Here is a 21,222-nt window from a genome sequence, read left to right on the forward strand (position 1 = left end):
CGCGAAGGCGGTGTGTCAGCCACATCAATGGCGACTGATACACCGCCTTCGCGAGCAAGCCCGCTCCCACATTGGACCGTGCTGGCCTGCCAAATCCGCTCAATTCCAGGACAACCTCATGTGCGACCACAATCCCAATAACACCGCCGCTGACCGTTCTCCCGATATCAAGGCCCTGCTCGAAGGCCTGCCGACCAACTGGGGCAAATGGGGCCCGGACGATGAAGTTGGCGCCCTGAATTACCTGCAAAGCGCGGAAATCCTCCGGGGTATCGCCTCGGTCCGCCAAGGCAAAACCTTCACCCTGCAAGTGCAGATCGGCCACCCCAAAGGCGAACCGCTGTGGCCCGGCCGACGTCCATCGATGCGGGTCAACGTGCTGGACAAGGGCCATTTCCTGGCCGGCAAGACCCACTTCGACGGCCATGTGGAATACGCCGACGACGTGATCTTCATGCACCTGCAAGGCTCGACCCAATACGACGCGTTGGGCCACGTCTGGCACGACAACAAACTGTGGAATGGCTACGACGCCATGAGCACCATTGGCAGCATGGACAAGGCCAGCATCCTGCCGATTGCCGAACGCGGGATTGTCGGGCGCGCCGTGTTGATCGACATGGCCCGCCATCGCGGCAAAGCGGTGCTGGACAAGGGCGAGACCTTCAATCATCTGGACCTGTTGGCCGCAGCAAAAGCCCAAGGCATCGAGATCCAGAAGCGCGACATCCTGATCATCCGCACCGGCTGGATCGGCTCGTTCTATGAGCGCGAGCCAGAAGAGTTTTACAAGGACTTCGCCGAGCCGGGCCTGACCTTCAGCCGCGAGCTGGTGGAGTGGTTTCACCAGATGGAAATCCCCAATCTGGTGACCGACACCATGGCCAACGAAGTGGCGGTCGACCCCACCTCGGGCGTGCTGATCCCGCTGCACAATGCCTTGATGCGCAACCTCGGCGTGACCTTCACCGAAGTGGCGATGCTCGATGATCTGGCCAGTGATTGCGCCGAAGACGGCCAGTGGCAGTTCCTCTACACCGCCGCGCCGTTGAAGGTCGTTGGCGGCACGGGTGCACCGGTGAATCCGATCGTGATCAAGTAATCAGGTCCTGCTGCAGTTCGTTGATCAGCAGGGTCGCCGCCGGGGAAAGATTGGCGCCGGCCCGGCTGATCACGCCGTAAGGCTCGATCAACGCACGCATCGACACCGGCAGCTTTACCAGCAAGTCGAATTGCTCGCAGAACCTGGCCACTTCCACCGGGATCACCGCCAACAAGGTCGGGTCTTGTTGCACCAACAAAATGGTGGCGAAAATCGACGAGGTTTCCAGCGGATAACGCGGAGTCCCCAGCCCTGCCTCATTCAACTCACGTTCCAGGGTCTGACGCATCGGCATGTCTTTGGGATAGACCACCCAGCGGTAGTCGCTCAACTGCGACAGCTGCAAAGACTCGGCACTGGCCAGTGGATGGTCCTTGCTGGCGACGACCGCCAAGGGTTCTTCACTCAGTTCGATGCAGTCATAAGCGTCCGAACGCTGGCCGACGCTGGTGCGACAAATCGCCAGGTCCAGCCGTCCCTGATCCAGCAACCCAAGCAACGCGGCGCTGGTGTTTTCCACCAGTTCCACCGACAGCTCCGGCTGCTTGAGGCGCAACTCGGTCAGGGCTCGGGTCAGCAACGGCACCGCCCCCATGATCACTCCCACCGAGAGCCGCCCGCCCTGGCCCTGCATGATGCTGAGCATTTCTTCGCGCAAGTGCTCGACATCGCTGTAGATCAGCCGTGCGTAACGAATCATGCACCGGCCCATTTCGTTGGCCACCAGACCTTTGGGCTGGCGTTCGAACAGCGGCATGCCAAGCAATGACTCGACTTCATGCAGCGCTTTGGTGGCGCCGGACTGCGAAATTGAAATCTTCTCGGCGGCCTTGTGCAAGGAACCGCGATCATCCAGCGCGATCAACAACCGCAGTTGTTTGAGGCGCAAGCGTGCAGCGATGCTGCAAAGGGAAGGAACCATGTCCGTGTGTTCTCGATTCAAGAGGTTAACCAATGACTGCGTTTGTAGCAGCTGGCGAAGCCTGCGTTCGGTTCGGGCCGCGTTCGGACGGAGCAGTCGTAAAACCTGAGTACGCGGTTTTTCTGAAACACCGCAGGTGTTGTAGCCGCTTATGACGTAACACCGAGTGTCATTAAACGCGTGTTGCTAAACAGGTTTATGCGGTGTGCCGGCTGACGCCATCGCGAGCAAGCTCGCTCCCACAGGGGACCTGCCCCGGCCACAAATCCTGCGAACGGCACCAAACAAAATGTGGGAGCGGGCTTGCTCGCTCCCACAGGGGTCTGCGCCAACCACAAATCTTGCGGGGTTAGCCGTCGCGCCTTTATCTAGGGTTTGGCGATCGCGATACGCCAAACCTTGTTCCCGACATCATCGGCCACCAACAACGCTCCGCTCTGGTCAAGCGTGACGCCCACCGGACGCCCTTGCGCCTCACCATCGGCATTGAGGAAACCTGTCAAAAAATCAACCGGCATGCCGGAAGGCTTTCCGTCGTTGAACGGGATGAACACCACCTTATAGCCCGCCTGCGGATTACGGTTCCACGAGCCATGTTCACCGACAAAAACGCCATTGGCGAAGTTTTCCGGCATCGCGCGGGAATCAGAGAACGTCAGGCCTAACGGTGCAACGTGGGTGCCCAGCGCATAGTCCGGCGCGATAGCCTTGGCCACCTTGTCCGGACGCGGCGGCTCGACACGGGTGTCGACATGGGCGCCGTAGTAGCTCCACGGCCAGCCGTAGAACCCACCGTCCTGCACCGACGTCAGGTAATCCGGCACAAGGTCGCTGCCGATTTCGTCGCGCTCGTTGACCACGGTCCACAACTGCGTCGAACCCGGCTTCCAGGCCAAGCCGTTGGGGTTACGCAGGCCGCTGGCGAACAAGCGCTTGTCGCCGCTTGTGACGTCAACTTCCCAAATCGCCGCGCGCCCTTCTTCCGCATCGAGGCCGTTCTCGCCGACGTTACTGTTGGAACCCACCGTGACGTACAGTTTGGTCCCTTCAGGGTTGGCGATGACATTCTTGGTCCAGTGGTGATTGATGCCTGCGGGCAGATCGGTCACTTTCACCGGCGACGCATTCACCTCGGTCTGACCCGCGTTGTACGGCACCTTGACCAGTGCATCGGCATTGGCAATAAACAACTCATTACCCACCAATGCCATGCCAAACGGCGAAGCGAGGCCCGTCATGAATACCTTCCGGACTTCCGCGTGGCCATCACCGTCGGCATCGCGCAGCAAGGTAATGCGATTGGCGCTGGGTGCATCAGCGCCAATACGGCCCATCACAAAACCCATGACTGTGCGTTTTGCCCAGGCAATCGGCCCGGTGCCACCGTCAGTAGCCCCTTCCGGTATCGGCGGGTGGTTGCTCTCGGCAACCAGTACATCGCCATTGGGCAACGTATACACCCAGCGCGGGTGATCGAGGTTTTCGGCCAGCGCGGTCACTTTGAAACCTGCGGGTGCCTTGGGCATGTCATTACCCGCCCAGCCGATCGCTTTGGACACTTTTAACGTGGGGATCAGCGAGGTAGTGGGTTCAGGCAATTGCGGGGACGGACCGACGCTGGCCTGAGACGGCAATTTGGAAGACTCACCACACGCGGTGAGCAGCGCGGCAGTCGTCATCAAGAGCGCAAGTCGGTTGGACACATTCATTGTTCTTACCTCGCAACGGCCATCCGTGGGCCAATTATTGGGCAGGCAAAATCCCGGCGAAGTATCGCGGCGTGGGTCCGTTTCAAACACCGCGTCTGTCGCAAATCAAATTTGCCTAAAACGCACGAATGCGCGCCTCCAAAGCCGGGCACTATCGCAAGCGCCTGTTTCAACCGGCCCGGGCTCAAACAGGGTTCAACAACGCCTCTCGTAGCAGCCTGGCTGCCGGCGAGTCCGGCACGCCTTTGCGCGACACCAGCTCATAAGGTTCGCTGCGCGAAGTAATGGGCAGCGGCAGCGTGGTGGTGAAACCGTAGCCGGAGCAGAACTTCGCCACGTCGGTCGACACCAACGCGACGAGGGTCGGGTTTTCCTGAAGTAACGACAAGGTGGCAAACGCCGACGTGGTTTCCAGCAGGTGCACCGGAAAACGCAGGTCAGCCTCGTGAAACTCGCGCTCCAGCAGCAAACGCATCGGCATGTTGGCGCGATAGACCACCCAGCGGTAATCCACGAGGTCCTTCAGCGACAGCTGCCGGGCATAGGCGAACGGATGCTGAGTGCTGGCGATCACCGCCAGGGTTTCTTCGACGAAGGTCGAGCTCTCATACAAGTAGGGCGTGGTGCTGATGGTCGTACGACAGATCGCAAGGTCGAGGCGCCCAGCGTCAAGCTGGCTGAGCAGTGCGGCGCTGGTGTCCTCGACGATCTCGATGGACAGCTTCGGGTGGTCGGCAATCACCCGGCTGATCGCGGTGGTCAGCAGCGGGACGGCGCCCATGATGGTGCCGACGGACACCCGTCCGCCCTCTCCGCTCATGATGCCGATGATCTCTTCGCGCAGATGGGCGAGGTCGGTCTGGATCAAGCGTGCGTAACGAATAACCGAGCGTCCGGCATCGTTCGGTTCAAGCCCGCGGTTAGTGCGGGTGAACAGCGAGGTGCCGAAGGTGGTTTCAATTTCTTGCAGGGCTTTACTGGCGCCCGGCTGGGTCAGCGCGACCTGTTTGGCCGCGCCCAGCAAGGAGCCGTGTTCATCAAGGGCTATCAACAAGCGAAGCTGCTTGATGTGCAGGCGGGACATGATCGAATTGAGTGAGGGCGTCATCAGGGTTAACTAAAAGTTATAGAGGTATCGAAAGTTGTCAGTATCGAGGCTCGCCACGACGGCCCTATAGTCCACCCCACAACCAGGCAATGCAATGGGTTTGACCAGAGAGCGAAAGCCTTCCTGCCGCAGACCGATTGCAACAATAACAATCCTGTATAACTTGTGGTGAATCATGTCCCTCATCAATTACGTCACCAAGATCCAGTTCGGCTACGACAGCCTGCAGCATCTCGCAGCCGAAGCCGAGCGCGCGGGCATCACCCGGCCGCTGATTGTCACCGACATCGGCGTGCGCAATGCCGGCATCGTCGACAAGGTCATCGCGGCCCTCGGCGCCAGCCTTCCCCCTTCGATTTTCGACGCAACCCCGCCCAACCCTAACGAACACGCCGTACGTGAAGCCGTCGCGCAATACCACCTCGACGAGTGCAACGGCATCATCGCGGTCGGCGGTGGTTCTTCCATCGATCTGGCCAAAGGCGTCGCTGTCTGCGCCACGCACGACGGTCCTCTGCACAGCTTTGCGGTGATCGAAGGCGGACTGGATCGCATCACTTCTGCCACCGCGCCGCTGATCGCCATTCCCACCACGGCGGGCACTGGCAGCGAAGTCGGCCGAGGCGCCATCCTGATTCTCGACGATGGTCGCAAGGTGGGCGTAATCTCACCTTATGTGGTGCCTCGCGTGGCCATCTGCGACCCGGAACTGACCCTGGGCCTGCCACCGATGCTGACCGCCGCCACCGGCATGGACGCGATCGCTCATTGCATCGAGACGTTCATGGCGCCGGCCTTCAATCCGGCGGCGGATGGCATCGCCCTCGACGGCCTGTGGCGTGCCTGGGAACACATCGAGCGCGCCACCGCCGAACCCGGTGATCGCGAAGCCCGGATGAACATGATGAGCGCGTCGATGCAGGGCGCACTCGCCTTTCAGAAGGGATTGGGCTGCGTGCACAGCCTGTCCCACGCCTTGGGCGGCATCAATCCGAAGCTGCACCACGGCACCTTGAACGCCATCTTTCTGCCAGCGGTCGTGGACTTCAACGCCAACGCCCCGACCGTTCGCGACGAACGCAAGCTTGAACGCCTGCGGCACGCCATGGGCCTTGAGGCAGGCGCCAATATCGGCACGGCCATCGAAGACATGACCCGACGCCTGGGCCTGCCGACCCGCCTGAGCGAAATCGGCGTCGACGAAAGCCTGTTTGCCGGCATCGTCGAAGGCGCATTGCACGATCACAGCCACAAGACCAACCCCCGCGAAGCATCGTCCGCGGACTACCTGTCGATGCTTGAGCAGTCGTTGTAACCGTCGCTATCCAACAATAAAAAATGAGGAGGCAGCCGCGTCGTCGGTTGAACCGACGCCAGCGCAACAATCATGAAGCCCACCGTCCTTATCGACCGGCAAGACAGCCTTGCCACCGTCACCCTCAGCCACCCGGGGAAAATGAACGCCCTGACCTTGTCCATGTGGCAGGACCTGGGTGATGTCATGACCGAGTTGTCTGCCGACGCCAGCGTGCGCTGCGTCGTGTTGCGCGGTGCCGGCGAACAAGCCTTCGCCGCCGGCGCCGATGTCAGCGAGTTTCCGACCGTGCGCGCCAACCTGGCACAAGCCCGTGAGTATGCCGAAGTCACCTCGAGGGCCATGCGCGCTGTCGCCGACTGCCCACACCCGGTGATCGCGATGATCCATGGCGTGTGTGTCGGCGGCGGCCTGGAAATCGCTGCGCTGTGCGACCTGCGTATCTGTGGCACCTCCAGTCGTTTCGGTGCGCCGGTCGGCAAGCTGGGGCTGGTCATGTCCTATGACGAAATGGCCGGTCTGGTGGCGCTGGCAGGACGCTCGACGACCCTGGAGATTCTTCTCGAAGGCCGCATTCTCGACGCCAATGACGCCTACGTAAAAAACCTCGTGACCCGCGTCGTGCCCGATGCCGAGGTCGAGTCCGAAACCCTCGCCACCGCCAAGCGCATCGCCAACGGAGCGCCCCTCGTCGCCCGCTGGCATCGTCAGGCCGCACGCCAGCTTGAGGCCGGCGTTGCACCCACCGTCGAGCAGATTGACACGAGTTACTTCTGCTACGACACCGAAGATTTTCAGATCGGTCTGAACGCTTTCATCGAGAAAGCCAAACCACAATTCAAGGGGAAATAACATGGGACCGCTGACAGGAATGCGCGTGGTAGAACTGGCTCACATCATGTCCGGCCCGGTGTGCGGAATGATGCTGGCCGACATGGGTGCCGACGTGGTGAAGGTCGAGAAAGTCCCGGGCGGTGATGATTCGCGCCGCTTCTCGCCGATCATGGCCAGCGGTGAATCGGCTTCGTTCATGGTGGTGAACCGCAACAAGCGCGGTATTGGCCTGAACCTGAAAACCGAGGGCGGGCGCGACGTGTTGCGCCGCCTGTTGATGGACGCCGATGTGGTGACGGAAAACTTCCGTGCCGGCACCATGGAGAAATTCGGCCTGGGCTATGAAACGCTGAAAACCCTCAATCCAGGGCTGATCTACTGCGCGATCTCCGGCTACGGCCGCAGTGGCCCGTTTGGCGAAAAAGGCGGCTTCGACCTGATCGCCCAAGGCATGAGCGGCATGATGAGCATGACCGGTGAAGCCGGGCGTGAGCCGGTCAAGGCCGGTTCGCCAGTGGCCGACATCAACTCCGGCATTCTCGCCGCCCTCGGCATCTGCGCAGCGTACGCCGCCAAACAGAAAACCGGCCTGGGGCAGATGGTCGACACCTCGTTGTTCGAAGCCGGTCTGCAACAGATGTACTGGCCGGCGGCGGCGTATTTCGCCGATGGCACCATCCTGCCGAAGATGGGTTCGGCCAACTCCACCAGCGCGCCGTATCAGGTGTTCCGCACCGCAGACGGCTGGATCAACATTGGTGCCGCCAACCAGGCCAACTACGAACGGCTGGTCGAGGCGCTCGCCGTGCCACAACTCGAAGCCGACCCACGATTCGCCAGCAACGCGCTGCGCATGGAGCACCGTCTGGCTCTGGTGGAAATCCTCAACGAAGTCCTGGTCGCGCGCACCACCGATGAATGGATGGTGCTGTTTGACAGTCTCGGCCTGCCTGCCGGGCCGGTCCTCGATATCGCGGCGGCGCTGGCTCATCCGCAAACCGAAGCACGCGGCATGGTCGTCGAGACCCAACACCCGACCGAAGGCCGGGTACGTGGCATGGGCCTGCCGATTCACTTCTCCGACATGGACAACGCCGCGCCACCGACCAGTCGGCATGCCCCGCTGCTCGGTGAACACACCCGCGAAGTGCTGAAAGAAAGCGGCTATGCGGAAGATGAAATCGACGAACTGATTCGAACCCAGGCGGTGGTGGCACTCGTGTCCTGACCTGTTTCCAAAGCCTGAATCCATTATTAAAACAAAAACAAGAAGGTGAACATCATGAGCCGTATCTTGACCGAGGCCGTCAGCCGCCGATCATTTCTAGTGTCTGCCGGCGTCACCGTCGGCGGCGCATTCGCCGCCAACCTGCTGCCCTCCAGCGTCTTCGCCGCGACCAAACCCATTGTGTTGCGCTACACCAGCAGCCTGCCCGACACCCATCCGCTGAACATCCAAATGAAGGCGGCTTCGCTAGCCATCAAGGCCGAAACCAACGGCGCCGTAGACCTGCAGGTGTACGCCAACGGCGCCATGGGCGGCGATACCGACATGCTGTCCCAGGTGCGCGCCGGGGCAATCGACTTCATTCCCTTGCCAGGCGCGATTCTCTCCACACTGGTGCCGGCCATGTCGATTGAAAGCATGCCGTTCGCGTTCAAGGACTACGACAGTGTCTGGGCCGCGCTGGACGGCAAGCTGGGCGAATACGTACGCGCCAAGACCGAGAAGGTCGGCCTGATCCCTATGGAGAAAGTCTGGAACAACGGCTTCCGCCAGATCACCAGCTCGACGCGGCCGATCTACACGCCGCAAGACCTGGCCGGTTTCAAATTGCGCGTATTGGTGAGCCCGCTGTGGACGTCGATGTTCAGCGCCCTCGGTGCCTCCCCGACCGGCATCAGCATCAACGAGACCTACTCGGCGTTGCAGACCAAAGTCGTCGACGGCCAGGAAAACCCGCTGGTGGTCGTCGAAGCCGCACGCTTCTATGAAGTACAGAAATACTGCTCCATGACCGACCACATCTGGGGCGGTTTCTGGATCGTCGCCTCGGGCAAGACCTTCCCCAAACTGCCGGCGGACGTGCAGGAAATCGTCTCCCGACAGATCAACGCCGCCGCGCTGGTTCAGCGTCAACAGGTGATCGATCTCAACTCCAGCCTGGAGCCGTCCCTGACCGCCCACGGCATCACCTTCAACAAAGTCGACCGTTCATTGTTCAGGACTGAATTGCAGTCCAAAGGCTTCTACACCCAATGGAAAGAAAAGTACGGCGATGAAGCCTGGAGCTTGCTGGAGCAGTACGCGGGTCAACTGTCCTAAGCCGGAGACAAGGTCATGAAAAGCGAAATACCAATGACGGATGTTTCTCCCGCTGAAGGACTCAGCACGCGCCCCACCACGTTTCGTCTCGGTCGCGCATTGGACACCGGGCTGCGCTGGCTGACCGAGGGCAGCGCGGCGTTGCTGGTGGTTGTCGAAGTCACGCTGCTGTTTTGCAATGTGTTCTCGCGCTACGTGCTCAATCAACCCATCGTCTGGGGCGACGAACTGGCCTCGCTGCTGTTTCTCTGGCTGGCAATGCTCGGTTCAGTGGTGGCGATGCGTCGAGGCGAGCACATGCGGCTGACCTCGTTCATCGGACGCCTGCCGCTGGAAAAACGCGCCTTTGTCGACACCTTGGGCGCCGTGATCGTCATCACGTTCATCGGGTTGCTGTTCACCCCGGCTTGGGAGTACGTCAGCGACGAGTGGATCATCACCACCGCCGCCCTTGAAATCCCCAACGCCTTTCGCGTGTCCGCCATCGCGGTCGGCCTGAGCCTGATGCTGATGACCTGTGTCGCGCGTCTGCTGACCAGCGCCCGGTTGATCGACTTCTCCGTGTCGGTGGCGATGCTGGCTTCTCTTGCCGCGTTGTTGTGGGTGGCTGAAGGCAGCCTGCTGCTGATGGGTAACTGGAACCTGGTCGTCTTCTTCATGATTGGCGTGATGGCCATGATCGTCATCGGCGTGCCCATCATGGTCGCATTCGGCCTGGCGACGGTGGCCTACCTGTCGACCATGACCAGCACGCCCTTGACTCTGGTGGTGGGCCGGATGGACGAAGGCATGGCGAGCCTGATCTTGCTGGCCATCCCGTTGTTTGTGTTTTTGGGTGCGCTGATCGAAGCCATGGGCATGGCTCGAGCGATGATCCGCTTCCTCTGCTCGTTGATCGGCCATGTACGTGGCGGCCTGTCTTATGTGCTGATCGGGGCCATCTACCTGATCTCCGGCATTTCCGGCTCCAAGGCTGCCGACATGGCGGCCATCGCGCCGGCGCTGTTTCCGGAAATGAAGAAACGCGGTGAGGATGAAAACGAACTGGTGGCGATGCTCAATGCGTCCGGGGCGATGTCGGAAACCATTCCGCCGAGCCTGGTATTGATCACCATTGGCTCGGTGACCGGTGTGTCGATTTCCGCCCTGTTCACCGGTGGTTTCATGCCGGCGGTGGTGGGTGCCATCGCCATGGCGGCGGTGATCTGGTGGAAAAACCGCAAAGGCGAAGCCTCCACCGGTAAACGCGCCTCAGGTAAAGAAATCGGCCACTCGCTGTTGGTTGCGTTACCGGCACTGGCCCTGCCCTTCGTGATCCGCACCGCGGTGGTTGAAGGGGTCGCTACCGCCACCGAAGTCGCCGCCATCGGCGTGGCCTACACCTTTGTCGTCGGGTTGCTGTGCTACCGCTGCTTTGACTGGCGCCGGCTGTATCCGATCCTGGTCAGCACCGCGTCGCTGTCCGGCGCGATCCTGATCATCATCGGCAGCGCGACCGCCATGGCCTGGGCATTGACCCAGTCGGGCTTCTCGCACCAGTTGGCGCAGGTGATGTCGACGGTGCCGGGTGGCGCGATGGGTTTCCTGATCATCTCCGCCGTGGCGTTCATCCTTCTGGGCAGTTTTCTGGAAGGCATCCCGGCCATCGTGCTGTTCGGGCCGCTGCTGTTTCCGATTGCCAAGGCCATGGGCATCAACGACGTGCATTACGCCATGGTCGCGATCTTCGCCATGGGCCTGGGTTTGTTCGCCCCGCCGTTTGGTGTGGGTTTCTACGCTGCCTGCGCCATCGCCAAGGTCGACCCCAGCGGCGCCATGCGCCGGGTCTGGCCGTATCTCGGCGCACTCGTTGTAGCCCTGGGCGTGCTGATCGCCGTGCCATGGATTTCCATCGGTTTCCTGCCCAACGCCTGAATCACTTTTTGATTGTCAGCACGTAAATACGAGGTTTCTCATGAATTTTTCCACACTCGAAGCCGGCACCGCCACCGAACGCCAACTGATCGTCGACAAGGAGCGCACCATCTCGTTTCTCGGCGAAGACTTGCGCATCTACGCCACGCCACGGTTGGTCGACGATATCGAACGGACCTGCCTTGATTACCTGCTCACCTTCCTGGATGAGGGCGAAAACACCGTCGGTGCAGCGGTCGACATCCGCCACGTCGGGGCCACGTTGCTAGGGATGTCGGTCAGCATCGTCGCCACGGTTACCCGGATCGAGGGTCGCAGCGTCACCTTCAACGTCGAAGTGCGCGATGACGTCGAGCTGGTGGCCACGGCGGCGCATACCCGGGTGGTGGTGAACGTCGCCAAACTGCGCAGCCGCGTTCAGGCCAAGGCCGAGGCGGCCGCCGCAGGAGACGTCGAAGACAGCGTACTCAGCCCTTCCCAATTCGCCGCGTCGCGCTGAGCAAGGGACCCCGTCATGATCACGCTGCACGAACGCAATGGCTTGCCCAACCTTGCGGCCGAGGATGCGTTACCGATTGTCGATGCTCACCACCACTTGTGGGACCTGGGCAACGGTCGTTATCCCTGGCTGCAGGATGAGTATCACGAGGATTTTTTCCTCGGCGACTATCACAGCCTGTGCCGTGATTTCTTGCCGGAAAACTATCTTGCCCTGACCGAAAGACAACGGTTGGTGGGAACGGTGCATGTCGAGGCCGAGCGTGCTCGCGATGAGCAAGTCGCCGAGACACGCTGGCTGGAACAGGTGAATGCCCGCTACGGCTTCCCGAATGCCATCGTTGCCCACGCCTGGTTCGACCGTGAGGACAGCGCGGACATTCTCGCGGCTCAGGCCGCCAGGCCGCTGGTGAAAGGCATACGCTCCAAACCGGTGACTTCGGCGTCACCGGAGGTGTCGATTGCCGGGGCTCGCGGCACCATGCAGGACCCGAAATGGCTGGAAGGCTTTTCGCGGCTGGCTGACCACGACCTGTCGTGGGACCTGCGCGTGCCGCCGTGGCACCTGGTCGAGGCCGCCGAAGTGGCGGCGATGTTTCCGCAGATCCGGATCGCCCTCAATCACACCGGTTTCGCCTGGGATCGCAGCCCGCAAGGCATGACCCGCTGGCGCAAGGGCCTGGAAGCACTGGCCTTGCAGCCCAACGTGCACATCAAGCTGTCGGAGTTCGGGCTGAAAGACTCGCCCTGGAACTACGACGATAACCGGATCGTGGTGCTGACCGCATTGGAGATCTTCGGCCCCGAGCGCTGCATGTTCGCCAGCAACTTCCCGGTCGCCGGATTGCGCGCGTCCTACGACACGATTGCCGATGGCGTGGCCGCGATGCTCGCGCCACTGGGGCGTGCCGTGCAGGAAGCGGTGTTCGCCGGCAATGCACAACGCTTTTATCGTCTGGAGGAACAGCATGGATAACCCATCCGTGATCGACTGGCGCGCGCGCTTTCTGGCCAGCGGCGAGGATGCGGACTTACCCATCGTCGACGCTCATCAACATTATTTCGATATCGAAAAGCATTACTACCCGTGGCTGAACGACCGACCGTTGCGAGCGTTTCGTTATGGCGATTACTCGTCGATCTGCCGCAACTTTCTGCCTGAAGACTATCGCCGGCTGACGGGCAACCATCGCATCGTGCAGACCGTCGTCATCGAGGGTGAATGGGACCCTGCGACGCCCGCCGATGAGGTGAGGTTTGTCGAATCACTGGCACAAAACGAACCGACCCTGGCGGCGATGGTGGCGCAGGTTTGGCTTGACCGTGAAGACGCATCGGACCTCTTGCGCCAGTACGGCGATCATCCGTTGGTGCGCGGCGTGCGCCACAAACCTGCAGTCACCACCCTTGAAGCATGGCGCGAAGATTTCGTGGCGCCAGGCTCGATGCGCGATCCCCGTTGGCGCGAAGGCTACGCACAACTAGCTGAAAACGGCCTGCATTTCGAGTTGCAGGCGCCATGGTGGCATCTGTCGGAAGCCGCCGAGCTGGCCAGGGACTTTCCTGACGTGACCATCGTGGTCAATCACACGGCGCTGCCATCTGATCGTTCGGAAGAAAGGTTGGCCGGCTGGCGTGAAAACCTCGCGTTGCTGGCACGAGAGCCGAACGTCGCCCTGAAGATTTCCGGCATCTGCATCCCCGGCGAGGCGTGGCCCGTCGAGTCGAACCGCGTGGTGGTGAACGACGCGATTTCGATTGTCGATGTCAGTCGCTGTGCGTTTGCCAGCAATTACCCGGTCGACGGCGTCGTGAACGGCATGAGCGAGATCTTCGACGGCTTCAAAACGATTGTCAGCGACCGCTCCCTCACGGATCGGCTCGCCCTGTTTCATGACAACGCCCGACGCATTTACCGGCTCACTTGACCTTTATTGAACAGCCCTTCAGGAGTTCCCATGTTTGAAGTTTCAGGCCACAACTACATCGCTGGCGCTCGTTCGGCTAAAGGCTCGAGCACCTTGCAAAGCCACGACGCCAGTACCGGCGAAGCACTGCCGTATCGCTTCCATCAGGCGACTGTGGATGAAGTGAATGCGGCCGCAGAAGCGGCGGCCACGGCTTACCCGATCTTTCGTAATCTTTCAGCTGCCCGACGCGCTCAATTTTTGGAGGCTATTGCCACGGAACTTGAGGCGCTGGACGACTCGTTCATTGCCCTCGTGTGCCGGGAAACCGCCCTGCCCGCCGGCCGCATTCAAGGTGAGCGGGCACGCACCAGCGGCCAGATGCGCCTGTTCGCCACGATGCTGCGTCGCGGCGATTTCTACGGCGCCCGAATCGATCGTGCGCTGCCCGACCGTCAACCGTTGCCCCGTCCAGACCTGCGCCAGTACCGCACCGGGCTCGGTCCGGTCGTCGTGTTCGGTGCCAGCAACTTCCCGCTGGCTTTCTCGACTGCCGGCGGCGACACCGCCTCCGCCCTCGCAGCGGGCTGCCCGGTGGTGTTCAAGGCCCACAGCGGTCACATGGCAACCGCCGATTACGTCGCCGATGCGATCACTCGCGCGGCCAGAAAAACCGGAATGCCTGATGGCGTGTTCAACATGCTCTATGGCAGCGTCGGTGAAGCTTTGGTAAAGCATCCGTCTATCCAGGCGGTGGGTTTCACCGGTTCATTGCGTGGCGGCCGGGCCTTGTGTGACATGGCAGCGGCACGTCCTCAACCGATCCCGGTGTTCGCCGAGATGAGCAGCATCAACCCGGTGTTGTTGATGCCAGAAGCACTCAAGGCGCGCGGTGAAAAAGTCGCTGCCGAATTGGCTGCTTCCGTGGTCCTGGGCGCAGGTCAGTTCTGCACCAATCCCGGCTTGGTTCTGGGCATTCGTTCGCCAGAGTTCACGGCTTTTCTCGAACGTTTCACCGGGTTGATGGGCGAGCAACCCCCTCAGACGATGCTCAACGTCGGCGCGCTGAAAAGCTATTGCCACGGTCTGGAGATTCTTCACGCACACCCCGGCATGACGCACCTGGCCGGCGCTAGACAACAGGGCAATCAGGCGCAGCCGCAAGTGTTCAAGGCCGACGTCAGCCTGTTGATCAACGGTGATGAGTTGCTTCAGGAAGAAGTCTTCGGCCCGACCACCCTCGTGGTGGAAGTCGCCGACCAGGCCGAGTTGCTCCAGGCTCTGCACGGTTTGCGCGGTCAGTTGACCGCCACGCTGATCGTCGAAGATTCAGACCTCAATACCCTGAACGAAGTGCTGGCTCTGCTGGAGCAGAAAGTCGGGCGCGTGCTGTTCAATGGTTATCCAACCGGGGTGGAAGTCTGCGATGCCATGGTTCACGGCGGACCGTACCCGGCCACTTCGGATGCTCGCGGTACATCGGTCGGAACGTTGGCGATTGATCGTTTTCTGCGTCCCGTTTGTTATCAGAACTGCCCCGACAGCTTGTTGCCGGACGCGCTGAAGAACGCCAACCCGTTGAGCATTGCCCGACTGGTTGACGGTGTCAGCAGCCGTGATGCGCTGTAAGTCACCGAACTAACACTCACCGTTAATAGCAACTCCGTCGCCTATCGAAAAATAGGCGCCGGACACGCTCGCCTCAAAAAACGCTGTAGCCCACAACAACAAAAACAGAGGAAGTCTCATGCACGTTCAACTTCACCCGACACTGCGTCTCTCCAAGATGATGTTGGCGGTCACCGCTGCCGTTCTGATCAATTCGACGTTTTCCCCACTCGCGGTTGCAGAAACCGCACCCACCGCGACGGCAGCACCCATGCAATGTGTAACTGAAACGACACCGCGCTACACCAAAACCCCGACCGGCTATCTCATGGTGCTGCGCATGGGCGATAACGCCTTCAAGGAGCTGACCAAACTGGCCATCGCCGAGAAAATCCCCAGCGCCTCCATCAGCGGTATCGGCTTCGGTAACGTGAAGTTCGGTTTCTGGAACAAGGATAAAAAGGACTTCGACGCCAAGACCTTGAACAGTGTCGAGATGGCCAGCGTCACCGGCTCCGTGGCGTGGAAGAACGACCAGCCTTCGATCCATATGCACGGTGTTGCCGGTGACGCCACGTTTCAAGCGTACGGCGGCCACATCCTCGACTTCGAAGTGACCACCGGCTCGATGGAAATCACCGTGATCGTCCACCAGCGTCGTCTGGAGCGCGGGATTGATCCGTGCATCGGCGCCAACGTGTTGGGTATTTAAGCCAGGCGAATAACGCTCCCGCAGGCATCGAACGTTGCCGGCACCCGCTACTGCGGGAGCCACCCTCCCAAATACAAACTACAAAAAAAGGGGCGATTCAGATGAGTAACAAGAAAACGGTGGTGACGTTTGCATTGGGTGCCATTGCACTCAGCACCCAGGCGCACGCCGACTTCCTGAGTGACAGCAAAGCAACACTGGGGATGAGGAATTTCTACTTCAACAACGACAACCGTGACGGCACCGCAGCGCCTTCGAAAACCGAAGAGTGGGCGCAGGGTTTCATGCTGGACTACAAGTCGGGCTACACCGATGGCACGGTTGGTTTTGGCGTCGATGCACTGGGCCTGATGGGGATTACGCTGGACAGTGGCAAGGGACGGCACGTCGGCAGCAGCATGATTCCTTCAGATAGCGACAACCGCGCCGTCGACGAATGGAGCCGGTTGGGGTTGACCGGCAAGGTCAAAGTCTCGAAAACCGAACTTCGCCTGGGCACACTGATGCCCAAACTTCCGATCCTCGTCTCCAACGACGGCCGACTGCTGCCGCAGACCTTCGAAGGTGGCCAGATCACCTCGGGCGAATTCAAGGACTTGACCCTCACGGGAGGCCGAATCGAACACGCAACAGGCCGGGGCTCAAGCGATCAGACGGGGTTGGCCGCCACCGGCGGCACCCGCGAAAGCAACGCGTTCGACTTTGCCGGGGGCGACTGGAAAGTCACCAAGGACCTGACGGCCCAGTATTACTACGCCAACCTCGACAACTACTACACCCAGCAATTTTTTGGCCTGATCCACACGCTGGCGATCGCGGAAGGTCAATCGCTGAAAACCGACTTGCGCTACTTCAAGACGGACTCGTCCGGTGCAAACAGCTCGGGCACTTCAGGCTACAAAATCAGTGGCTACACCCAAGGCAATGATGGCGAGATCGATAACCGAACCTGGAGCGCCGCGCTGATTTACACCTTGGGTGGCCATGCAGTCACGGCGGGCTACCAAAGCGTTTCGAGCGGCAGCAACTTCACGCAGCTCAATCAGGGCAGCCTGGCCAACAAGGGTGCCGGCGGCTCCAGCCTTTATCTGTACACCGACCGCCTGATTCAAACCTTCACCCGTGCGGGCGAACGCACGGCCTTCGGTCAATACGCCTATGATTTTGCTGCCATGGGTGTGCCAGGCCTGAAAGCGTCCGTCATGTACCTCAGCGGGGACGATATCAAGACGACCTCTGGCGATACCCAGAAGGAATGGGAGCGGGATATTGCTCTGGACTACGTGATTCAGTCCGGTTCGCTTAAAGGGGTTGGATTTGGATGGCGTAACGGCGAGTCCAACAGCGAGGCATCCCGCAATCAGGATCAGAATCGCTTGATCGTGAGCTACAGCATTCCTTTGCTGTAGGAGCAAAGCTTGCTCGCGATAGCGTCTGCACATTCAACTTCAATGTGACTGACATACCGCCTTCGCGAGCAAGCCCGCTCCCACATTGAATCTCGGGTGGCCGCAGAATATGTGATCAACTTAACTCCCTGTGGGAGCGAACTTTGTTCCTACGGCGCGCATCATAAAAATGACAATTAACTGTCATTTACCTGAACAAGTTCTAACTTCAATAACCGGATCCGAAGTTTTTCCATTCAATTGCACTTTAATCAAGTATTGAAGGTTGACTTCACCCACCTCCCTGAGTAAATTGCGCGGGCCGGTTTCACAGGCCTTTTTTCAACTCACAAAAGAATTCAATGGACACAGTATCTAGTCGCTGCCGGTTCACTGCGCATTCGCAGGCTCTGGCACACAACCCAGAACATGACGGGACTCGACTTTTCGGTCGGGTGAGCTGCGCTAGAGCTTGATGCTCCACCGTAACTTGCCTCGCCGGCGTCAGTCCGGTCCAGAGGTATGTTATGAACTTCAAATCCACTGTAATGCCCGGCGTACGCGCCTTTGCCTCGACCATGCGGGTCAGGCTCTGCCGTGAGCGTTCTGCCACAGCCCGGGCCAGCGCACCGTTTTCCAGCCCTTCCTCCCCTGCCAGGGCGCAACTGCGTGCCAACTGGCGCGTCTGCCCGATGACGGGTCAGCTTCAGCAACGCTGGAGCCTCGACGATAGCCAGGAACCACCGAGTCGGCGCATCGCGCGCCTGTTCCAGCAGGCCGGCCTGATGTTCGGCCTGTTCCTCGGGGCGCGCACTTTCAATTGAGCTGAAGGCACTTTAAAAGCCCTTCCTTAACGGTTTCCTTATCAAGGAATTCGGCAACTTCTTATTGCCTGTTAAATAGTGAGTTAGTTATGGACGAAGCCAGTAGACGGTTCGCTGCCCGTCACGCTCCAATCGACGGACAGCGAACATCAACTATTAAAAACGCAACGATCAGAATCGATCGCTTATTGGCGGCTCGACATACGTGCGCTCGTCTTTAATTAGCTGAGGTGCCTGTGTGTCGTGCCGCGAGCCGGCGGCAGGAGCACAGCAATGACCCTTGTAAAAACCGCAAAGAAAACCGCCCAAGGCGCCAGCAACGACAACGCCAAGCTGTCGATGCGCGCCGCCCGGGAAGCGCAGAACGGCCTGGCCGTCACGCTGACCAACCTCAACGCCACCACTGACGGCCTGACCGAACTCGAAGCCCAGGGCCGCCTCGCACGCAACGGTCACAACGAAGTGGCCCACGACAAGCCGCCTCACGCCCTCATCCAACTGCTCAAAGCCCTGAACAATCCCTTCATCTATGTGCTGCTGACCCTGGCCGGCATCAGTTTCTTCACTGACTACTGGCTGCCGATCAGCAACGGTGAAGCGGATGACGCCGACCTGACCAAGGTCATCATTATCATGACCATGGTCAGCCTCAGCAGCCTGCTGCGGTTCTGGCAGGAATACCGCTCGGCCAAGTCCGCCGAAGCCCTCAAGGCAATGGTGCGCACCACCGCTACCGTGCTGCGCCGCGAGCACAAGGACGGCAAATCGGTGCTGCGTGAAGTGCCGATGCGCGATCTGGTGGCCGGCGATATCGTTCAGTTGAGCGCTGGCGACATGATCCCGGCCGACATCCGCCTGATCGAATCCCGCGACCTGTTTATCAGCCAGGCTGTGCTGACCGGTGAAGCCTTGCCGGTCGAGAAGTACGACACCCTGGGCAATGTGGCGCAAAAGTCCGCCACCAGCACCGCGCCAGATCAGTCGAACCTGCTGGACTTGCCGAACATCTGTTTCATGGGCACCAACGTGGTCAGCGGCACGGCCAAGGCTGTGGTGGTGGCTACCGGGGCTCGGACTTACTTCGGTTCACTGGCCAAAGCCATCGTCGGCTCGCGGGTGCAAACCGCGTTCGACCGTGGGGTGAACAGCGTCAGTTGGTTGCTGATCCGCTTCATGCTGGTGATGGTACCGATTGTGTTCCTGCTCAACGGCTTCTCCAAGGGTGACTGGGGCGATGCGTTCCTGTTTGCCCTGGCCGTTGCCGTTGGCCTGACCCCGGAAATGCTGCCGATGATCGTCAGCGCCAACCTGGCCAAAGGCGCCATGGCTATGGCCAAGCGAAAAGTGGTGGTCAAGCGCCTCAATGCGATCCAGAACTTCGGTTCGATGGACGTGTTGTGCACCGACAAGACTGGCACCCTGACCCAGGACAAGATCATCCTCGAGCACCACGTCGACAGCCACGGCCGGCGCGACGATTCGATCCTCGAACTGGCGTGGCTCAACAGCCATCACCAGAGTGGTCTGAAAAATCTGATGGACCAGGCCGTGGTGCAATTCGCCAACGCTAATCCAACGTTCCGTGTGCCGTTCGCCTACAGCAAAGTCGACGAATTGCCGTTCGACTTCGTCCGTCGGCGCCTGTCGATCATCGTCAAGGACAGCCGCGACGATCACCTGATGGTGTGCAAGGGCGCGGTCGAGGAAATGCTCAGCATCGCCAGCCACATCAATGAAAGCGGCCAGGTGGTCGCGCTGGATGCACAGCGACGCAAAGACTTGCTGGCCCTGGCCAACGAGTACAACGAGGACGGTTTCAGGGTACTGCTGGTTGCCACCCGCGAAATCCCGAAAACCCAAAGCAAAAACCAGTACAAAACCGCCGATGAGCGCGACATGGTGATTCGCGGCTTCCTGACCTTCCTCGATCCGCCAAAGGAAACTGCCGGCCCGGCCATTGCCGCACTGCGCGACATGGGCGTGACGGTCAAGGTGCTGACCGGCGACAACGCCGTGGTCACCTGCAAGATCTGCCGTGAAGTCGGCCTCGATCCAGGCACGCCGCTGCTCGGCCAAGACATCGAGCACATGGACGACACCACCCTCAAGCTGCGGGTCGAAGAACGCACGGTGTTCGCCAAGCTGACGCCGCTGCAAAAATCCCGGGTGCTCAAGGCGCTACAAGGCAATGGTCACACCGTGGGTTTCCTCGGCGACGGCATCAACGACGCCCCGGCGCTACGCGATGCCGACGTCGGGATCTCGGTGGACAGCGGCACGGACATCGCCAAGGAATCGGCGGACATCATCCTCCTGGAAAAGAGCCTGATGGTGCTCGAAGAAGGCGTGCTCAAGGGCCGCGAAACCTTCGGCAATATCATGAAGTACCTGAACATGACCGCCAGTTCCAACTTCGGCAACGTGTTCTCGGTGCTGGTGGCCAGTGCGTTCATTCCGTTTTTGCCGATGCTGTCGATTCACCTGCTGCTGCAAAACCTCATGTACGACATCTCTCAGCTGGCGCTGCCGTGGGACAAGATGGACAAGGAGTTCCTGCGCAAACCGCGCAAGTGGGATGCGAAGAACATCGGCCGTTTCATGCTGTGGATCGGGCCGACCTCGTCGATCTTCGACATCACCACGTTTGCCCTGATGTGGTACGTGTTCGCCGCCAACAGCGTCGAAATGCAGAGCCTGTTTCAGTCTGGCTGGTTCATCGAAGGATTGCTGTCGCAGACGTTGGTAGTGCACATGCTGCGCACCCAGAAGATTCCGTTCTTCCAGAGCACGGCTGCATTGCCGGTGATTCTCGCCACCGGCGTAGTGATCTGCCTGGGTATCTACATCCCGTTTTCGCCTCTGGGCGCGCTGGTCGGACTGGTGCCATTGCCATGGGAATACTTCCCTTGGCTGGTGGGTACTTTGCTCAGCTACTGCGTGGTGGCGCAAACCATGAAGACGATCTACATCCGCCGGTTCAAGCAGTGGTTTTGATGGCGTAAGACAAGCCCAAATGGATTGAACACCGCCATCCATGTGGGAGCGGGCTTGCTCG

Annotated in this window: 17 protein-coding genes; 14 read left to right on the plus strand and 3 right to left on the minus strand. The window is 60.2% G+C overall.

Annotated elements, in window-relative coordinates; all coding sequences use genetic code 11:
- The first annotated feature begins 118 nt into the window (after positions 1–118).
- Positions 119–1,102, plus strand: coding sequence for a cyclase family protein (locus tag KGB23_RS28405; protein ID WP_123366449.1), 984 nt, complete (start codon positions 119–121; stop codon positions 1,100–1,102).
- On the opposite strand, the gene KGB23_RS28410 is transcribed toward KGB23_RS28405, so the two are convergent.
- From KGB23_RS28410 to KGB23_RS28420, 3 genes are all read right to left on the minus strand, one after another.
- Positions 1,095–2,024: a LysR family transcriptional regulator gene (locus tag KGB23_RS28410; RefSeq protein WP_223433455.1), complete on the minus strand. Its 930-nt coding sequence runs from the start codon at positions 2,022–2,024 to the stop codon at positions 1,095–1,097. The two genes, KGB23_RS28405 and KGB23_RS28410, sit on opposite strands and share 8 nt — an antisense overlap.
- Before the next feature lie 368 nt (positions 2,025–2,392).
- On the minus strand, positions 2,393–3,733 hold the full coding sequence (locus tag KGB23_RS28415) for a PQQ-dependent sugar dehydrogenase (RefSeq protein WP_223433456.1): 1,341 nt from the start codon (positions 3,731–3,733) through the stop codon (positions 2,393–2,395).
- Between the two features lie 184 nt (positions 3,734–3,917).
- A complete protein-coding gene (locus tag KGB23_RS28420; RefSeq protein ID WP_056741875.1) occupies positions 3,918–4,841 on the minus strand; it encodes a LysR family transcriptional regulator in 924 nt (307 codons plus the stop codon).
- A 175-nt stretch (positions 4,842–5,016) separates the two neighbouring features.
- On the opposite strand from KGB23_RS28420, the gene KGB23_RS28425 reads away from it, so the two are divergent.
- From KGB23_RS28425 to mgtA, 13 genes are all read left to right on the plus strand, one after another.
- Positions 5,017–6,156 carry an iron-containing alcohol dehydrogenase gene (locus tag KGB23_RS28425; RefSeq protein WP_223433457.1) on the plus strand — a complete coding sequence of 380 codons (1,140 nt, stop codon included), beginning with the start codon at positions 5,017–5,019 and terminating at the stop codon, positions 6,154–6,156.
- Between the two features lie 72 nt (positions 6,157–6,228).
- A complete protein-coding gene (locus tag KGB23_RS28430) occupies positions 6,229–7,008 on the plus strand; it encodes an enoyl-CoA hydratase-related protein (RefSeq protein WP_223433458.1) in 780 nt (259 codons plus the stop codon).
- A 1-nt stretch (position 7,009) separates the two neighbouring features.
- Entirely contained in the window at positions 7,010–8,218 is a 1,209-nt protein-coding gene (locus KGB23_RS28435; RefSeq protein WP_223433459.1) for a CaiB/BaiF CoA transferase family protein, read from the plus strand.
- A gap of 54 nt (positions 8,219–8,272) precedes the next feature.
- The gene (locus tag KGB23_RS28440; RefSeq protein WP_223433460.1) at positions 8,273–9,316 is read left to right on the plus strand and encodes a TRAP transporter substrate-binding protein; all 1,044 of its coding nucleotides are present in this window, start codon (positions 8,273–8,275) and stop codon (positions 9,314–9,316) included.
- Between the two features lie 15 nt (positions 9,317–9,331).
- Entirely contained in the window at positions 9,332–11,230 is a 1,899-nt protein-coding gene (locus KGB23_RS28445; RefSeq protein WP_223433461.1) for a TRAP transporter large permease subunit, read from the plus strand.
- Positions 11,231–11,270: 40 nt separating this feature from the next.
- Complete coding sequence (locus tag KGB23_RS28450) at positions 11,271–11,729, plus strand: thioesterase family protein (RefSeq protein WP_223433462.1); 459 nt, start codon at positions 11,271–11,273, stop codon at positions 11,727–11,729.
- 15 nt (positions 11,730–11,744) lie between these two features.
- Entirely contained in the window at positions 11,745–12,704 is a 960-nt protein-coding gene (locus tag KGB23_RS28455; RefSeq protein WP_223433463.1) for an amidohydrolase family protein, read from the plus strand.
- Positions 12,697–13,656, plus strand: coding sequence for an amidohydrolase family protein (locus KGB23_RS28460; protein WP_223433476.1), 960 nt, complete (start codon positions 12,697–12,699; stop codon positions 13,654–13,656). The genes KGB23_RS28455 and KGB23_RS28460 overlap by 8 nt, the downstream gene beginning before the upstream one ends.
- 30 nt (positions 13,657–13,686) lie before the next feature.
- Positions 13,687–15,264: an aldehyde dehydrogenase (NADP(+)) gene (locus KGB23_RS28465; RefSeq protein ID WP_223433464.1), complete on the plus strand. Its 1,578-nt coding sequence runs from the start codon at positions 13,687–13,689 to the stop codon at positions 15,262–15,264.
- A 118-nt stretch (positions 15,265–15,382) separates the two neighbouring features.
- Positions 15,383–15,955: a PPC domain-containing DNA-binding protein gene (locus tag KGB23_RS28470; protein WP_223433465.1), complete on the plus strand. Its 573-nt coding sequence runs from the start codon at positions 15,383–15,385 to the stop codon at positions 15,953–15,955.
- A 101-nt stretch (positions 15,956–16,056) separates the two neighbouring features.
- Positions 16,057–17,364, plus strand: a complete 1,308-nt coding sequence (locus KGB23_RS28475; protein ID WP_223433466.1) for an OprD family porin — start codon at positions 16,057–16,059, stop codon at positions 17,362–17,364.
- A 506-nt stretch (positions 17,365–17,870) separates the two neighbouring features.
- A complete protein-coding gene (locus tag KGB23_RS28480) occupies positions 17,871–18,167 on the plus strand; it encodes a hypothetical protein (RefSeq protein ID WP_223433467.1) in 297 nt (98 codons plus the stop codon).
- A gap of 273 nt (positions 18,168–18,440) precedes the next feature.
- Complete coding sequence (mgtA, locus tag KGB23_RS28485) at positions 18,441–21,161, plus strand: magnesium-translocating P-type ATPase (protein WP_223433468.1); 2,721 nt, start codon at positions 18,441–18,443, stop codon at positions 21,159–21,161.
- Positions 21,162–21,222 lie beyond the last annotated feature (61 nt).

The sequence above is a fragment of the Pseudomonas sp. GL-B-26 genome, assembly GCF_019947405.1.
Classification (GTDB): domain Bacteria; phylum Pseudomonadota; class Gammaproteobacteria; order Pseudomonadales; family Pseudomonadaceae; genus Aquipseudomonas.

Excerpts from the sequence above, each read along its gene's own strand:
- mgtA (WP_223433468.1), top strand. The coding sequence starts at position 18,441 with ATGACCCTTGTAAAAACCGCAAAGAAAACCGCCCAAGGCGCCAGCAAC.
- KGB23_RS28420 (WP_056741875.1), bottom strand. The coding sequence starts at position 4,841 with ATGACGCCCTCACTCAATTCGATCATGTCCCGCCTGCACATCAAGCAG.
- KGB23_RS28445 (WP_223433461.1), top strand. The coding sequence starts at position 9,332 with ATGAAAAGCGAAATACCAATGACGGATGTTTCTCCCGCTGAAGGACTC.
- KGB23_RS28450 (WP_223433462.1), top strand. The coding sequence starts at position 11,271 with ATGAATTTTTCCACACTCGAAGCCGGCACCGCCACCGAACGCCAACTG.
- KGB23_RS28435 (WP_223433459.1), top strand. The coding sequence starts at position 7,010 with ATGGGACCGCTGACAGGAATGCGCGTGGTAGAACTGGCTCACATCATG.
- KGB23_RS28440 (WP_223433460.1), top strand. The coding sequence starts at position 8,273 with ATGAGCCGTATCTTGACCGAGGCCGTCAGCCGCCGATCATTTCTAGTG.
- KGB23_RS28465 (WP_223433464.1), top strand. The coding sequence starts at position 13,687 with ATGTTTGAAGTTTCAGGCCACAACTACATCGCTGGCGCTCGTTCGGCT.
- KGB23_RS28430 (WP_223433458.1), top strand. The coding sequence starts at position 6,229 with ATGAAGCCCACCGTCCTTATCGACCGGCAAGACAGCCTTGCCACCGTC.
- KGB23_RS28475 (WP_223433466.1), top strand. The coding sequence starts at position 16,057 with ATGAGTAACAAGAAAACGGTGGTGACGTTTGCATTGGGTGCCATTGCA.
- KGB23_RS28425 (WP_223433457.1), top strand. The coding sequence starts at position 5,017 with ATGTCCCTCATCAATTACGTCACCAAGATCCAGTTCGGCTACGACAGC.
- KGB23_RS28460 (WP_223433476.1), top strand. The coding sequence starts at position 12,697 with ATGGATAACCCATCCGTGATCGACTGGCGCGCGCGCTTTCTGGCCAGC.
- KGB23_RS28410 (WP_223433455.1), bottom strand. The coding sequence starts at position 2,024 with ATGGTTCCTTCCCTTTGCAGCATCGCTGCACGCTTGCGCCTCAAACAA.
- KGB23_RS28480 (WP_223433467.1), top strand. The coding sequence starts at position 17,871 with ATGAACTTCAAATCCACTGTAATGCCCGGCGTACGCGCCTTTGCCTCG.
- KGB23_RS28405 (WP_123366449.1), top strand. The coding sequence starts at position 119 with ATGTGCGACCACAATCCCAATAACACCGCCGCTGACCGTTCTCCCGAT.
- KGB23_RS28415 (WP_223433456.1), bottom strand. The coding sequence starts at position 3,733 with ATGAATGTGTCCAACCGACTTGCGCTCTTGATGACGACTGCCGCGCTG.
- KGB23_RS28455 (WP_223433463.1), top strand. The coding sequence starts at position 11,745 with ATGATCACGCTGCACGAACGCAATGGCTTGCCCAACCTTGCGGCCGAG.
- KGB23_RS28470 (WP_223433465.1), top strand. The coding sequence starts at position 15,383 with ATGCACGTTCAACTTCACCCGACACTGCGTCTCTCCAAGATGATGTTG.